Source organism: Nocardia neocaledoniensis (assembly GCF_003182135.1).
Taxonomy (GTDB): Bacteria; Actinomycetota; Actinomycetes; order Mycobacteriales; family Mycobacteriaceae; genus Nocardia; species Nocardia neocaledoniensis.
Genome location: NZ_QGTL01000017.1, coordinates 44086 through 57984 on the forward strand (window position 1 = coordinate 44086; position 13899 = coordinate 57984).

At 72.0% G+C, this 13899-nt stretch carries 9 protein-coding genes; 7 read left to right on the plus strand and 2 right to left on the minus strand.

What is annotated here, in order from left to right:
* The first annotated feature begins 51 nt into the window (after positions 1–51).
* From DFR69_RS31050 to DFR69_RS31075, 6 genes are all read left to right on the plus strand, one after another.
* Positions 52–1728 (plus strand): fumarate hydratase, encoded by a 1677-nt coding sequence (locus DFR69_RS31050; RefSeq protein ID WP_167456474.1) that lies wholly within the window; start codon positions 52–54, stop codon positions 1726–1728.
* Between the two features lie 121 nt (positions 1729–1849).
* On the plus strand, positions 1850–3223 hold the full coding sequence (locus DFR69_RS31055; RefSeq protein WP_110041247.1) for an ABC1 kinase family protein: 1374 nt from the start codon (positions 1850–1852) through the stop codon (positions 3221–3223).
* 99 nt (positions 3224–3322) lie between these two features.
* The gene (gene lpqS / locus DFR69_RS31060) at positions 3323–3709 is read left to right on the plus strand and encodes a putative copper homeostasis (lipo)protein LpqS (protein ID WP_146229474.1); all 387 of its coding nucleotides are present in this window, start codon (positions 3323–3325) and stop codon (positions 3707–3709) included.
* A gap of 101 nt (positions 3710–3810) precedes the next feature.
* The gene (locus DFR69_RS31065) at positions 3811–4914 is read left to right on the plus strand and encodes a PLP-dependent cysteine synthase family protein (protein ID WP_110041249.1); all 1104 of its coding nucleotides are present in this window, start codon (positions 3811–3813) and stop codon (positions 4912–4914) included.
* A gap of 47 nt (positions 4915–4961) precedes the next feature.
* Positions 4962–6236, plus strand: coding sequence for an MFS transporter (locus tag DFR69_RS31070; RefSeq protein WP_110041324.1), 1275 nt, complete (start codon positions 4962–4964; stop codon positions 6234–6236).
* A gap of 68 nt (positions 6237–6304) precedes the next feature.
* Positions 6305–6823, plus strand: coding sequence for a M15 family metallopeptidase (locus tag DFR69_RS31075; RefSeq protein WP_244198547.1), 519 nt, complete (start codon positions 6305–6307; stop codon positions 6821–6823).
* Positions 6824–6838: 15 nt separating this feature from the next.
* Here the strand turns inward: DFR69_RS31075 and DFR69_RS31080 are convergent, their stop codons facing one another.
* Entirely contained in the window at positions 6839–7972 is a 1134-nt protein-coding gene (locus DFR69_RS31080) for an epoxide hydrolase family protein (RefSeq protein WP_110041326.1), read from the minus strand.
* A gap of 84 nt (positions 7973–8056) precedes the next feature.
* Between DFR69_RS31080 and DFR69_RS31085 the strand changes: the two genes are divergently transcribed.
* Entirely contained in the window at positions 8057–9019 is a 963-nt protein-coding gene (locus DFR69_RS31085) for a helix-turn-helix transcriptional regulator (protein WP_110041250.1), read from the plus strand.
* 202 nt (positions 9020–9221) lie between these two features.
* Here DFR69_RS31085 and DFR69_RS31090 read toward each other — a convergent pair whose 3' ends face one another.
* Positions 9222–13898: an SbcC/MukB-like Walker B domain-containing protein gene (locus DFR69_RS31090; protein WP_244198548.1), complete on the minus strand. Its 4677-nt coding sequence runs from the start codon at positions 13896–13898 to the stop codon at positions 9222–9224.
* Position 13899: the final 1 nt, after the last annotated feature.

The window sequence follows — 13899 nt, forward strand, 5'->3', positions numbered from 1 at the left end:
GCTCGATAGGCTCCGAGTGCTTTGTGACCAGCCACCCGAGGAGTGCGATTCGTGACCGCGCCGGAGTTCCGCTATTCCGATCTGCTGCCGATCGGCGCCGACGACACGCCGTACCGCCTGCTCACCACCGAGGGGGTCAGCACCTTCGAGCACAACGGTCGCACCTTCCTGCAGGTCGAGCCCGAGGCGCTGCGGCTGCTCACCGAGACGGCGATCCACGACATCAGCCACTACCTGCGCCCCGCGCACCTGCGCCAGCTGCGCAAGATCATCGACGACCCGGAGTCCTCGGGCAACGACCGCTTCGTGGCGCTCGACCTGCTCAAGAACCTCAACATCTCCGCGGGCGGCGTGCTGCCGATGTGCCAGGACACCGGCACCGCGATCGTGATGGGCAAGAAGAGCGAGGGCGTGCTGACCGGCGTCGACGACGCCGAGTGGATCAGCCGCGGCGTGTTCGACGCGTACTCCACGCTGAACCTGCGCTACTCCCAGCTCGCCCCGATCACCATGTGGGACGAGAAGAACACCGGCTCCAACCTGCCCGCCCAGATCGAGCTGTACTCGACCGAGGGCGACGCCGACAACCCGGTCTACAAGTTCCTGTTCATGGCCAAGGGTGGCGGTTCGGCCAACAAGTCGTTCCTGTACCAGGAGACCAAGGCCGTCCTGAACCCCGAGCGCATGCTCGAGTTCCTCGACGAGAAGATCCGTTCGCTGGGCACCGCGGCCTGCCCGCCGTACCACCTCGCCGTGGTCATCGGCGGCACCAGTGCCGAATTCGCACTCAAGACAGCCAAGTACGCCTCGGCGCACTACCTGGACAACCTGCCCACCGAGGGCTCGATCACCGGCCACGCCTTCCGTGATCTCGAGCTCGAGGAAGAGGTCTTCCAGCTCACCCGCGAGTTCGGCATCGGCGCGCAGTTCGGCGGCAAGTACTTCTGCCACGACGTGCGCGTGGTCCGCCTGCCCCGCCACGGCGCCTCCTGCCCGGTCGCCATCGCGGTGTCCTGCTCGGCCGACCGCCAGGCGCTGGCCAAGATCACCAAGGACGGCATCTTCCTGGAGCAGCTGGAAACCGAACCGGCCCAGTACCTTCCGGAGCAGACCGAGGAGATCCTCGGCGGCGACGTGGTGAAGATCGACCTGAACCGGCCGATGGACGAGATCCGCGCCGAGCTCTCGAAATACCCGGTGAAGACCCGTCTTTCGCTGACCGGCCCGCTGGTCGTGGCCCGCGACATCGCGCACGCCAAGATCAAGGAACGCCTCGACGCGGGCGAGCCGATGCCGCAGTACCTGCGCGACATGGCCGTCTACTACGCCGGTCCGGCCAAGACCCCCGAGGGCTACGCCTCCGGCTCGTTCGGCCCCACCACCGCGGGCCGGATGGACTCCTACGTCGACCAGTTCCAGGCCGCGGGCGGCTCGATGGTCATGCTGGCCAAGGGCAATCGCTCCGCCCAGGTCACCAAGGCGTGCAACGAGCACGGCGGCTTCTACCTGGGCTCCATCGGCGGTCCCGCCGCCCGGCTCGCCCTGGACTGCATCAAGAACGTCGAGGTCCTCGAATACCCCGAGCTCGGCATGGAGGCGGTCTGGAAGATCGACGTCGAGGACTTCCCGGCCTTCATCGTCGTGGACGACAAGGGCAACGACTTCTTCGCCGAGACCTCCAAGCCCATCGCGCTGCGGGTGCGCACCCGTTCGAAGGAACGGGTGTAAGCACCGCGCTCCCACGAAGACCCCGGCGCCGCCGGGGTCTTCGGTCGTCTACTGGGCGCTTGATCGATTCGCGGGGTAGGGTGACGCCCGATAGACGCTGGACGGCTCGACGGGGGTGGCGATGGCGGCCGGCGGAGTGCCAGAGGGGCGCGTGGCGCGTGGCGCCGCACTCGGGCAGCTGGCCGCGGAACAGACCGTGCGCGGCCTCGGGATGCGGCTGTCGATGCTCGCGCGCACCGACGAGGCCAGGCAGGTGCTGGCCGAACGGTCGGCGATGAAGACCGCCCAGCAGATCGTGGCGGTGCTGGGCAGCATGAAGGGCTCGGCGATGAAGCTGGGCCAGATGCTGTCGGTGCTCGACCTCGATTTCGTGCCCGAGTCCCACCGCGAGCAGTTCGGGCGTCAGCTCGCCGCCCTGCGTGACCGCGCGCCGACCATGGAGTTCGCGACGACGCGCCGCGTCGTCGAAGACGATCTGGGACCGCTGTCGGGCGTCTTCGCCGAGTTCGACGAGACCGCGCTCGCGGCCGCCTCCCTCGGTCAGGTGCACCGCGCGCGCCTGCGCGACGGGCGCGAGGTCGCGGTGAAGGTGAAGTACCCCGGGGTGGAACGCGCCGTCCACGCCGATATCGGCAACCTCGAATTCCTCAGCAAGATGGCCAGATCCGTGCTGCCGTCGATGGCCGACACCGGTGTGCTGGAGGAGATCGCCGACAATCTGCGCAGCGAACTCGACTATCCGCGCGAGGCGCGCACTCAGCACCGGGTGGCACAGCGCTACCGGGGCCACCCCTTCATCACCGTGCCCGACGCCATCGAGGAGTACTGCTCACGGGACGTGCTGGTGACCGAATACGTCGCGGGCCACCCGTTCTCCCGCCTGCAGGAGCTGGGCGCCGCCGAGCGCGACCACTACGGCGAGCTCATCTACCGCTTCTATCTCGGCACCTTGTTCACCGACAACGAGTTCTGCGGTGACCCGCATCCGGGCAATGTGCTGCTCGCCGAGGACGGCAGGCTCGCCTTCGTCGATTTCGGGCTCTATCACCGGATGGCGCCCGAGCACGTGGAATTCGAGCGGTCCTGTCTACGCGCGGCGGGGGAGAACCGCCCCGACGATCTGTACGCGGCCTGGGTGGGACGCGGCATCATCGACCCGGAGGCGGGCGTCACCGTGGAGGAGTGCCTGGCCTATGTGTGGGCCGCCTGCGGATGGCACCTGCTCGACGAGGAGGTGACGATCACCCCGGAACTCGCCACCAGCGCGGTACTGCTCGCCGTCGACCCGCGCGCGGTGGAATTCCAGGGCATGCACCGCCAGCTGCTCCCACCCGAACACGTCTTCTCCCGCCGGGCCGACCTGTTCACCTTCGCCACCCTCGGCCAGCTCCGGGCGAGCGCCAACTGGCATCACCTGGCCAGGGAATGGCTCTACGACGAGCCGCCGCGCACCGATCTCGGCCGGGCGATCGCGCGCTGGCGACGCGGCGACTGAGCGCTTTCCGCACCGTGGTGGCGCGCTGACCAGCGTCTACGCATCGACGTAGTAGCTTGGTCGGCGGGGTTCGTCGTCGGTGTGTGGAAGGGAGGTGCGGTGGGTCAGTCGACCGGCCGTTCCGCCGCGCACCCGGGAACCGTGCGCGCCCTGATGCTCGTGGTCGCGGTGCTGTGCGCGCTCGTGATCGATTGCACCACGGTGCATCACGACGAGCACCACGAGGCCGGGCTCCTCGCCGCGGTCGTGGCCGCGGCCGATCACGCCGTGCCCGACCATCCGCTGCCCGACCACTGCCTCGCCGACACGGCGGTGGCCGACAGCGGTCTCGTCCTGCCCGCGCTGGGCCTGTTCGCCGGGGTGGTACTCGTGCTGCTCGCGAGCCTGGGTCATCCCGCGCTCGCGCCACGCGCACCGCCGCACTCCTCCCCGCGGTGTCGCCGGGGTCGCGACATCCTCTGCCAGATCTGCATCTGTCGACGCTGACCGGTCAGCGCCAGGCCGCCCGCCGCGGGTGGGCCGGTGTCCGCTGCCCGTTCTCGCCAGCTCCGCCGTGCCCGGCGGAGCCCACAGGAAAGCGACAGACAATGCAGGAACACGCGCTCGACAGGACCCTTCCCGCGCTCGCCGCCCGGCCACACGCGCTGGTCGGCAACACCCCGGTCATGTGGGTCGGTGCCCCACTGGCCACCGGCGACCGGGGATTCTGGGCCAAACTGGAAGGATTCAATCCCGGCGGGATGAAGGACCGGCCCGCCCTGCACATGGTGCGGTGCGCGAAGGAACGCGGTGACCTCCGTCCCGGCGCGCCGATCGTCGAATCCAGCAGTGGCACCTTCGGACTGGGCCTGGCGCTGGCCGGCCTCGAGCACGGTCACCCGGTGACCGTGGTGACCGATCCCGGCCTGGAACCGATCGTCGCCCGCATGCTGGCGGCGTTCGGCGCGCGGGTCGATCTGGTGGACCGCCCGCACCCGGTCGGTGGCTGGCAGCAGGCGCGCCGCGACCGCGTCGCCGCCCTGCTCGCGGCCGCACCCACCGCGTGGTGCCCGGATCAGTACAGCAACCCCGACGCGTCGGACGGCTACGCCGGACTGGCCGACGAACTGCTCGAACAATTGGGCCGCGTCGACGTGCTGGTGTGCGCGGTCGGCACCGGCGGGCACTCGGCCGGCGTCGCCCGCGCCCTGCGGCGCCACCACCCGGCGCTGCGCCTGATCGGGGTCGACACCGTGGCCTCGACGATCTTCGGTCAGCCCGCGGGCCCGCGCCTCATGCGGGGGCTCGGCTCGAACATCCACCCGGCCAACGTCGACTACGCCGCGTTCGACGAGGTCCACTGGGTCGCCCCGGCGGAGGCCGTCTGGGCCTGCCGGGCGCTGGCGGCCACGCACTACGCCACCGGCGGATGGAGTGTCGGCGCGGTCGCGCTCGTCGCGGGCTGGGTGGCGCGCACCACCGCGCCGGAGACGACGGTCGCCGCGGTGTTCCCGGACGGGCCGCACCGCTACTTCGACACCGTCTACAACGACACCTATTGCCGCGCACACGATCTCCTCACCGGCCCGCCGCCCGCCGAACCCGCGACCATCGCGCACCCGGCCGAGCGCGTGGTCGAATCGTGGACCCGCTGCGCGACGGTGGTCGATCCAGCGGCGACCGCCGTCGCGCCGGGGCCGGTGATCGTGTGAAGACACTGCGGGTCTTCGCCGGCTTCGACACCCCGGCCCGGCTGCTCATGATCAACCAGTTCGGCATCAATCTCGGCTTCTACATGCTGATGCCGTACCTGGCGGGCTATCTGTCGGGGCCACTCGGGCTGGCGGCGTGGGCCGTCGGCCTGGTGCTCGGGGTGCGCAACTTCTCCCAGCAGGGCATGTTCCTGGTCGGCGGCACCCTGGCCGATCGGCTCGGCTACAAGCCGCTCATCGTCGCCGGCTGCCTGCTGCGCACCGCGGGGTTCGCGGCGCTGATCTTCGCGACCTCGCTGCCGATGTTGGTGATCGCCTCGGCGGCAACGGGATTCGCCGGGGCGCTGTTCAATCCGGCGGTGCGCGCCTACCTGGCGGCCGAGGCGGGGGAGCAGCGGCGGGTCGAGGCGTTCGCGGTGTTCAACGTGTTCTATCAGGCGGGCATCCTGGCCGGGCCGCTGGTCGGTATCGCGCTGCTGGGCTTGGACTTCCGGTGGGTCGCGGGGGCGGCGGCCGTGGTGTTCGCGGTGCTGTCGGTGGCGCAGCTGTGCGCGCTGCCGCAACGGCGTGGCGCCCCCGCGACGGGGTCGGTGCTGGGTGACTGGCGCGCGATCGCCGGACATCGGCGGTTCGTGGCGTTCGCGGTGGCGATGGGCGGGTCCTATGTACTCTCGTTCCAGGTGTATCTGGCGCTGCCGCTGCAGGCGGAGGTCATCTCCGGAGCGGGCGCGCAGACGCTGACCGCGCTGGTGTTCGTGGTGTCCGGCGTCGTCGCCGTGGCCGGACAGGTGCGGATCACCGCCCGGTTTCGTGCGCGCTGGGGAACCGGGCGCGGGCTGGTCATCGGGGTCGGTGTGCTCGCGGCGGCGTTCGTTCCGCTGGTTCTCGTGCCGGGCTCCGGTCCGTTCGGCACGGCGGCCGCGGCGGTGGCCCTGCTGCTCGCGGCCGCCGTACTGGCGGTCGGGACGGCCGCGGTGTTCCCGTTCGAGATGGACACCGTCGTCTCGATGGCCGAGGGCAAGCTCGTCGCGACCCACTACGGCTTCTACAACACGATCGTCGGCGTCGCGATCCTGGCGGGCAACCTGGCGACGGGAGCCGTCTTCGGCGCCGCCAGAGCGGCGGGGGCGGACCGGTTCGTCTGGGCCGGACTGGTGCTGATCGGGGCGGTCACCGCGTTCGCCGTGCACCGTGCGATCCGGCCGGCGCCGGGACGGCATCGGCTGCGGGCCGACCTGGCGCCCTACACGGCGCCGCCGGGCCGGTGGCCCGTCCGCACCGGCGGCGAGTCGTGGGCCGAACCGGACCGGATCATGCGGTGACCTGGGCGGTGTCCGAGCCCGGCCACCGCGGGTCGGCTCGGGCATCGGACCGTCGATAGTATTCCGGCATGACTACTGTGCTCGGCCGAGTGGCCGACCGGATGCTGGTGACGGTCACGGCCGCGGCGGCCGTCACCGCCGTCGGCGTCGGCCTCGCCACCGCCCAGCCGAGCGGGACCGACCAGCGCGAACAGTTCCAGTCGGCCGCGGGCACCGAGGGCCTCGACCCCGCGCTGGCCCTGGCCTACACCCTCGCCGAACAGCAGGCGCACGCCGAAGACGTGCCGCTGTCGATCACCTCGGGCCACCGCACCCACGCCGAGCAGGACATGCTCTGGCAGGACGGTCTGGCCACCTACGGCAGCCCCGAGGAGGCCCGCCGCTGGGTGCTGCCGCCGGAGGAGTCCACCCACGTCTCCGGCCACGCGATCGACGTCGGCCCCCAGGTCGGCGCCCAGTGGCTGGAAGCCAACGGCAACCGATGGGGCCTGTGCCGGACCTTCGACAACGAGTGGTGGCACTTCGAGCTGGTCACCGCGCCGGGCGCGCCCTGCCCGCCGCGGGTGCCCGACGCCAGCCTGCGCTGACGCCGGGCCGGCCGGTCAGCGCAGCGCGCCGAAGAAGGTCCGGAGGTCGGCGACGTGGGCCGCGGGTTCCTCCATCGCGACGAAGTGGTTGCCGGGGTTGCCCGCGGGCCAGTGGGTGATCTTGTTGTCGCGGTCGGCGAGCTTGCGCATGAGCGGTGACCCGCCGCCGTAGACACCGGTCGGCACCAGGCTCTGACCGATCGGCCAGCCGAAACCGCCGTCGCGCACGCCGTTGTACATCGGCCACGACGACGAGCCCGTCGTCTGGGTGAACCAGTAGATCGCGACATTGGTCAGCAGGTGATCCCGGTCGATCACGTCCTCGGCCAGCTCGGCCATGGGCGTGAACTCCTGGAACTTCTGGATCATCCACGCCAGCAGCGCCACGGGCGAATCGTTCCAGCCGAGCGCGAAGGTCTGCGGTGCCGCCCGCAACAGGGTGTGGTGGTCGACGCCGCCGGTCATCCACTGCTGCATCTCTTCCCACTGGGCCAGATCCTCCGCGGACATCGTGGGCACGTCGGCCTCGGTGGGCATGCCGATGCCGCCGTCGAGATGCACGCCGAGCACGTGATCCGGTGCGGCCAGCGCCATTTCGGGCGCGACGTAGGCGCCGAGATCGCCGCCCTGGGCGCCGTAGCGGTCGTAGCCGAGCCGTGCCATCAGCGTCGTCCACATGCGCGCGACGGTGGCCGTGCTCATCCCCGTCTGGCGAGGCGCGGCGGAGAAGCCGAAGCCGGGGACCGACGGGATCACCACGTCGAAGGCGAGCGCCGGATCGAGACCGTGGGCCCGCGGCTCGGTGAGCGGGCCGATGGTGCGGGTGAACTCGACGAACGAGTTCGGCCAGCCGTGGGTCAGCAGCAGCGGCACCGCGTCCGGTTCGGGGGAGCGGACGTGCAGGAAGTGCACGTCGAGTCCGTCGATCTCGGTGACGAACTGCGGGAACGCGTTGAGCGCGGATTCCTGTGCGCGCCAATCGAAATCCTCGGCCCAGTAGCGCGCCAGCTCCCGCAGGTAGTCGACCGGGACACCGCGCTCCCAGCCGGCGCCGGGCAGCGGGGCGGCCCAGCGGGTGCGGGCGAGGCGGTCGCGCAGGTCGTCGAGATCGGCCTGCGGGATGTCGATGCGGAAGGGGCGAACGGTCATCGGGAACTCCTCGGTCGGTGGTGTCATCGACGCTAGAAGTCATATAGGACAGAATCGGTCCTACTTGTGCGGGAGGATGAAGTCATGACCGATACCGCCGCGCGCCTGCTCCGTCTGCTCTCGCTGTTGCAGATGCCCCGCGAGTGGCCGGGCAGCGAACTCGCCGACCGGCTCGGCGTCACCGACCGCACCGTCCGCCGCGATGTCGACCGGCTGCGCGAGCTGGGCTATCCGGTGGTCGCGGCGATGGGCGCCGCCGGTGGATACCGGCTCACCGCGGGCTCGGCGCTGCCGCCGCTGGTACTCGACGAGGACGAGGCGGTCGCCGTCGCGGTCGGTCTGCGGGTGGCGGCCGGGCAGTCGGTCGCCGGCATCGAGGACGCCGCGGTGCGCGCGCTGACCAAACTCGAGCAGGTGCTGCCCGCGAAGCTGCGCCGCCGGGTCCGGGTCGTCGGCACGGCCGTCGCCGTGCGGTCCGGCTCGGGACCCACTGTGGACCCGGAGATCCTGACCGTGCTCGCCGCCGCGGTCACCAATCGCGAACGAGTACGGATGCGGTACCACGACGCGGACGGCGCGGAATCACGCCGCCATGTGGAGCCGCTCGGCGTCGTGGCGGCGGGTCGACGCTGGTACCTCGTCGCCTACGACCTCGAGCGGGACGGCTGGCGCAGTTTCCGCGCCGACCGGATCACCGCCCCGCAGCCGACCGGCGCGCGGAGTACGGCTCGCGAGCTGCCCGCCGCCGACGCGGCGGACTATGTCGCGGGCCGCCGGACCGATTGGGCGACACCGGAATACCGCGTCGACGTGACTATCGACGCCGCGCTCGGCCGCGTCGCGGGCAGGCTCGGCGCCCACCCGGATGCCCTCGTCGCCGCCGGACCGACGGCCTGCCGTCTCGTGGAGACCCGCGACGACGACCCCGAATGGCTCGCCACCCAGCTCATCGCGCTGGGCGTCCCCTTCCGTATCCGGGACTCGCCCGAACTCGATGCGCGCCTGCGCGAGATCGCGGCGCGCATCGCGCAGGCCCACACCCGATAGGCGGCACCGGCGCGTCCCCGAGTCGACGCCTGCGCGACCGTCGGCCAGCAGAGCATGTGCGTCGGCGCCCGCCGCGGCGTTCCGCCGTCAACACTGTGCGTGGCGACCATCCCGACGCCCGCCGACTCAGTGGGTGCTCAACGACGTCTCGCCGCCGTGGTCCAGGCCGCATCCCGTCTGCACGGCCGGGTTGTGCGGGGATTCAGCCCACTGGGGCCGGCTCGCCAGGCATGCCTTCCAGGGTGAGGCCGCCCTCGATGGTGTTCGGGACGCGGCGGCGGTTGGGGGAGCCGAGGGCGGTGGTGAGGTCGCCGCCGTCGTGTTCGGCCAGCAGTTCGCCGCTGTCCCACACCAGCAGGGTCGCGCTGACGGTGTTCTCGGCGGTGGAGTGCGCGAGGTCGTAGTGGGCGCAGCCGGGGACGTGGGCGTAGGTGATCCACAGGTCGTAGCCGGTCATGAACAGGTCGAGGTCGAATTGCACACTCAGACCGAGCAATTCGCTGCGGCCGTTGTCGTCGACGCCGGCGAATGCCTCGTCCAGCGCGAGCAGGCGCGGCGCCTGCGGATCGGCGGAATCGAGCATGACGTGCGCGGCGGCGAACAGCGGCAGATGCAGCGAGACCGACTGCTCACCACCGGAGAGCGCGCTGTGCCGGGCCACGGTGAGCTTGTCCTCGCTGCCGTCGCCGTTGATCAGCGTGAACGAGAACACCCGCCACGTGCGGTAATCCAGGGTGGCGGCGAGGATCTCCGGGTAGGAGCGTTCGGGGTGCGCCGTGCGGGCGGCGCGGATCTCGGCGGCGAAGTGCGCGCGCACCGCGCCCAGATCCTCGGGGCTCAGCGCGGCGGTGTCACGATCGAGGAGCTTGCACATCGCGCGGGCGGCCTCGGACAGGCCGTCGGCCAGCACCCAGTGCACGCCGATCGTATTGCCCGAGGACATGCGCCGCTGCTTCATCTCCGCGCCCATCCTGGCGATGAGTTCGCGGGCGTCGGTGGTGCGTTCGTGGATCTGCTGGGCCAGCCCGGTCAGCAGCGCGTCCTCGAGGATGCGGCGCTCGGCGTCGGTGAGCAGCAGTTCCTGATCGCGGCGGGCAGCGTCGATGCGGGCGGCGAAATCGGCGAGCGCGGCCTGCCCGTTCTCGTCGTGCACGGCGACCACGGTGAGCCCGTCGGCGGCGTCCCAGTGCAGCCGGTAGTCGCGGCCCGACGCGGTGAGCGCCGCGTCGAACTCCTGCAACGCGCTGGTGACGGCCGAGCGGGTCGACTTGCGCCCGGCCTCGGTGGCCTTCACCGACGCGGTGGCGGCGTCGAGGTCGGTGAACAGCGCGGCGACCTCCTCGGGCAGCACCACCGGATCGGTCTCGGGACCGGCCGCGACGATCCGGTACTGCAACTGCTCCGGGGTCGACCAGGCGGCATCGGCGCTGGGCCAGCGGTGCTCCACCGATGCTCCGAGCAGGCTCAGCAGATCGGGCCGGGCGTACGGGGCGAGGCAGCGCACCTCGGCCAGGACCTCGGTGAGCGCGGTGGCCAGCGCTTCGTTGGCCGTGCGGTACGCGGCCTCGGCGTCACCGACGGCCTCGATCGCCGCGTTGGCCGCCTTGCGCGCGGCCCGCTGCTCGGCCTTGGCCGCCTCGATGGCGGCGCGGGCCGCCTCGAGGTCGCGATCGATGTCGGCGGCGCTCGCGCCCAGCGCCTCGCGCAGGGTCTCCAGCTTGCGCTGCTGCTCGGTGAACCCGAGCCGGGCGGCCTCGGCCTCCTCGGCGAACGCCTCCGCCAGCGCGCGGGCCTCGTCGTGCCGATCGGCGCCCTCGCGTTCGCGTTCGCGTTCGCGCTCGTGTTCGGCGCGCAACCGCAGCAGACCGGTGCCGGTGTTCTCGAAGTGCCGGATCGCGGCCGCGAGGGCGTCGAGCTCGCGCGCCTCGGTCGGCGTGCGATGCGCCTGCGCGGTGGTGCGCAGCTTCTTGTCGGCCGCGGTGGCCTCGGCGACGGCCTGATCGAGTTCACGCTCGGCCTGGGTGACCGCCTCGGTCCTGGACCGCATGAGCCCCGCGGTCTCGGCGACCGCGCGCAACGCGGCCGTGATCGCCGAGGGGCGGGGGAGGGATTTCGCGGCGGCGCTGATCGCGGCCAATTCCGCTGCGGCAGTCGACTCTTCGGTCTTCGCGGTCTCGATCTCGGACGCGGCGTCGGCGATCGCCGCGTCCAGTTCGGCCAGGCGCGCCTCCCTGCGCCGTGCGCGTGCTGTCGCGCCGAGGTACTCGGCGTGCGCCTTGGTGTGTCGGCCGAGTTGCAGGCCGTGCGCGAACGTTCCGCCGGTGCCGATGGCCACGGTGGGGTGCGAGCACGTGAAGTCCTGGGCGGCACCATGTTTCGGAGTTACGCTGCGCCGCTCTACCGGGTCGGTGCGGTCGCAGGTCGCCGGGCCGCCGCTCGCGCCCGCGGCGCCGACGTGGCCCGGGGCGGTCGGATCGGCGTCGGCGTCCGGCGTGAGCGGGTGGCGCGCGGCGGGATCGCTCGTCGGGAGGGCGGCTGTCGCACCGGAACCCGCGGCGTGCGCGGCGTTGCCGACCGCGGAACGCGGCGCGTCCTCGGTGAGCGCGATGGAGGCGAGGACCGCCGCGACCGTCTCGGTCGGGACGGGCAGGTCGGTGGAATCCTCTTCGACGGCGAGGACTTCGGCGAGCGTGCGCCCCGCGGGCCGCGCGCCGACGGGCAGGGGGACCAGGTAGCGGACACCGTCGACCACCGGTGGCAGGTCGGGCCCGCAGATCCAGGCGTCGAGCAGACCCGCGGCCTGCAGGGCGGCTTCGATGCTCGCGGCCTCGGCCGGGGACACGGTGTCGGCGAAGCGGACCAGGCGCCACAGCGGTGCGCCGGGGAGTCCGGCGTGCGCATCGGAGTCGGTGGGGTGCGCGGGTGGCGCGTCATCGCGCTCGGCCGCCACGCGCCGGCGTTCGGCGACAAGGCTTTCCCGGCGGGCCGCCGCGGCGGCAGCGCGGGATCTGGCCTCCTGCCGCCGCGTCCGGATCCGGTCCTGCACCGGCTCGCAGTACTCGGCGAGCACCTCGGGCGCGGAGGCCGCGTCGTCGGCGCCGGCCCCGGTCACCGCGCACTCCAACGCGGCGAACAGGTCGGCTGACCCGTCAGCGCCACCGTCGGAGCCCGTGTACGACGGGCCTGCTCCGGTCGCTCGGCCGCCCGCTTCGCTGTCAGCTGGATCCGGGTCCGCGCCATGTCCGGCGGCCTGCGCGCCCGATCCGGTGCCGTCAGAAGCCGCCGATGTGTCGCGGTCCGACGACCGGGCGGCTCGCGCTGAACCCGGTTCGCCGGCGGTGACGTCCCGATCCGTGGTGGCTGGGACTCCGGCCGTGGTCGGTGCGAATACCGCGGCATTGGTCTTCCACCACGCGCGCAGGGCGGCGGCGGACTCGGTACGAGCCAGGGCGACGGCGGCTTCGGCGTGGGCGACCTCGGCCGCCGCGGCGTCGCGCAGTTCCACCGCGCGCTCGGCCAGGCGCTGGGCGCGGGTGCGCTCGGCGGCGAGGGATTCCCAGCGGCTCATCGCCTTGCGGACCGCGCGCACGTCGGCGTCGCGTTCCTCGGCGTGCCCGCGCACGGCGGCGGTGATCTGGTCGCCGCGGCCGTCGGCACCCGGCGCCACCCACTCGATGCCCGCCTCCTCGGCGGCCGCGCGCAGGGCGTCCTCGCCGCGGACCAGGGCGGCGGCCGCGGTGCGGACGGCCTCGGCGGCGCGTTCGGCTTCCTCGGCGCGGCGCTGCAGCGTCTGCCCCGCCTCCGCGGCCTTGTCCCGGTGCACAGCGGCGGAGGTCTCGAGCCTGCGCACGGCGTCGGCGAGGTCGTCGAGCTGCTGCTTGCCCTCGTAGGCGCTGGATCGCTGCAGGTTCTCGCGGTCGGCGATGGCCTGTTCGTAGGCGCGGTCGGCCTCCTCGGCCCTGGCCTCGGCCGCGGTCCGGTCGGCCTCGCGCCGGGTGCGCAGGGCCGTCGCCGCGAACAGCGCGGTCGAGGCGTTGGTCACCGCGTCCAGGCGGGTCCGCACCTGGTCGACATCGGACTTCGCCTGCACCGCCAGGTATTTGCGATACACGTCGACGAAGCGGCGGGTCGCGGTGTCGGCCTGGACGAGCCCGTCGAGGGTGCGCCCGACCTCCTCCATGTCGCTGAACGAGCGCGCCGCGTCCAGGATCAGCTGCTCGTCGAGCGGGCGCAGGCCGTCGGTCAGCGCCTGCGAGAGCCCGCGCGGGTCCAGGTTCTTGGCGAGCTGGGGCCTGCGCAGCGTGAGAATCAGGTTGATCAGCTGGTCGTAGCGCTGTACGCCGAGCCCGAACATCCTGGCGTCGATGGCGGCCCGGTACTCCACCGGCCGGTCGACGATGGCGTCGCTGCCGATCTGCTCGGCGAGCTGTTTGCGGGTCAGCGGCCGGTCGTCGGGACCGATGAGGGAGAAGTCGACACCGGCGCGGCCGTCGGCGACGAAGTACCAGCGCGTCACCTTGTCCGAGGACCGGGTGGCGCGCATGCCGATCCCCACCGTCACGACCTCGGGATCGTCCCAGCTGCCGCGCGCGAACTCCATCCACACGTACGAATACGCCGACTCCTGCTTGCGATACAGCAGATTCGACTTCATCGTGCGTTCCTCGCCCGCGAACGGGTTGAGCCTGCGCGGCTCGATCCGCCCGTCGAGCACGAACGGGAACAGCACCTCCAGGGCCTTGGTCTTGCCCGACCCGTTGGGACCACGCAGCACCAGGCGCCCGTCGGCGAAGCAGAACTCCTGATCGCGGTAGTCCCACAGGTTGACGATCCCGGCGCGGGTCGGAACGAAACGCACTCCGCCGTGAATGAGCGACATC

Coding starts and splice junctions, on each gene's coding strand:
- DFR69_RS31055 (WP_110041247.1), top strand. CDS start 1,850: ATGGCGGCCGGCGGAGTGCCAGAGGGGCGCGTGGCGCGTGGCGCCGCA.
- DFR69_RS31065 (WP_110041249.1), top strand. CDS start 3,811: ATGCAGGAACACGCGCTCGACAGGACCCTTCCCGCGCTCGCCGCCCGG.
- DFR69_RS31070 (WP_110041324.1), top strand. CDS start 4,962: ATGATCAACCAGTTCGGCATCAATCTCGGCTTCTACATGCTGATGCCG.
- DFR69_RS31075 (WP_244198547.1), top strand. CDS start 6,305: ATGACTACTGTGCTCGGCCGAGTGGCCGACCGGATGCTGGTGACGGTC.
- DFR69_RS31080 (WP_110041326.1), bottom strand. CDS start 7,972: ATGACCGTTCGCCCCTTCCGCATCGACATCCCGCAGGCCGATCTCGAC.
- DFR69_RS31085 (WP_110041250.1), top strand. CDS start 8,057: ATGACCGATACCGCCGCGCGCCTGCTCCGTCTGCTCTCGCTGTTGCAG.
- DFR69_RS31090 (WP_244198548.1), bottom strand. CDS start 13,898: ATGTCGCTCATTCACGGCGGAGTGCGTTTCGTTCCGACCCGCGCCGGG.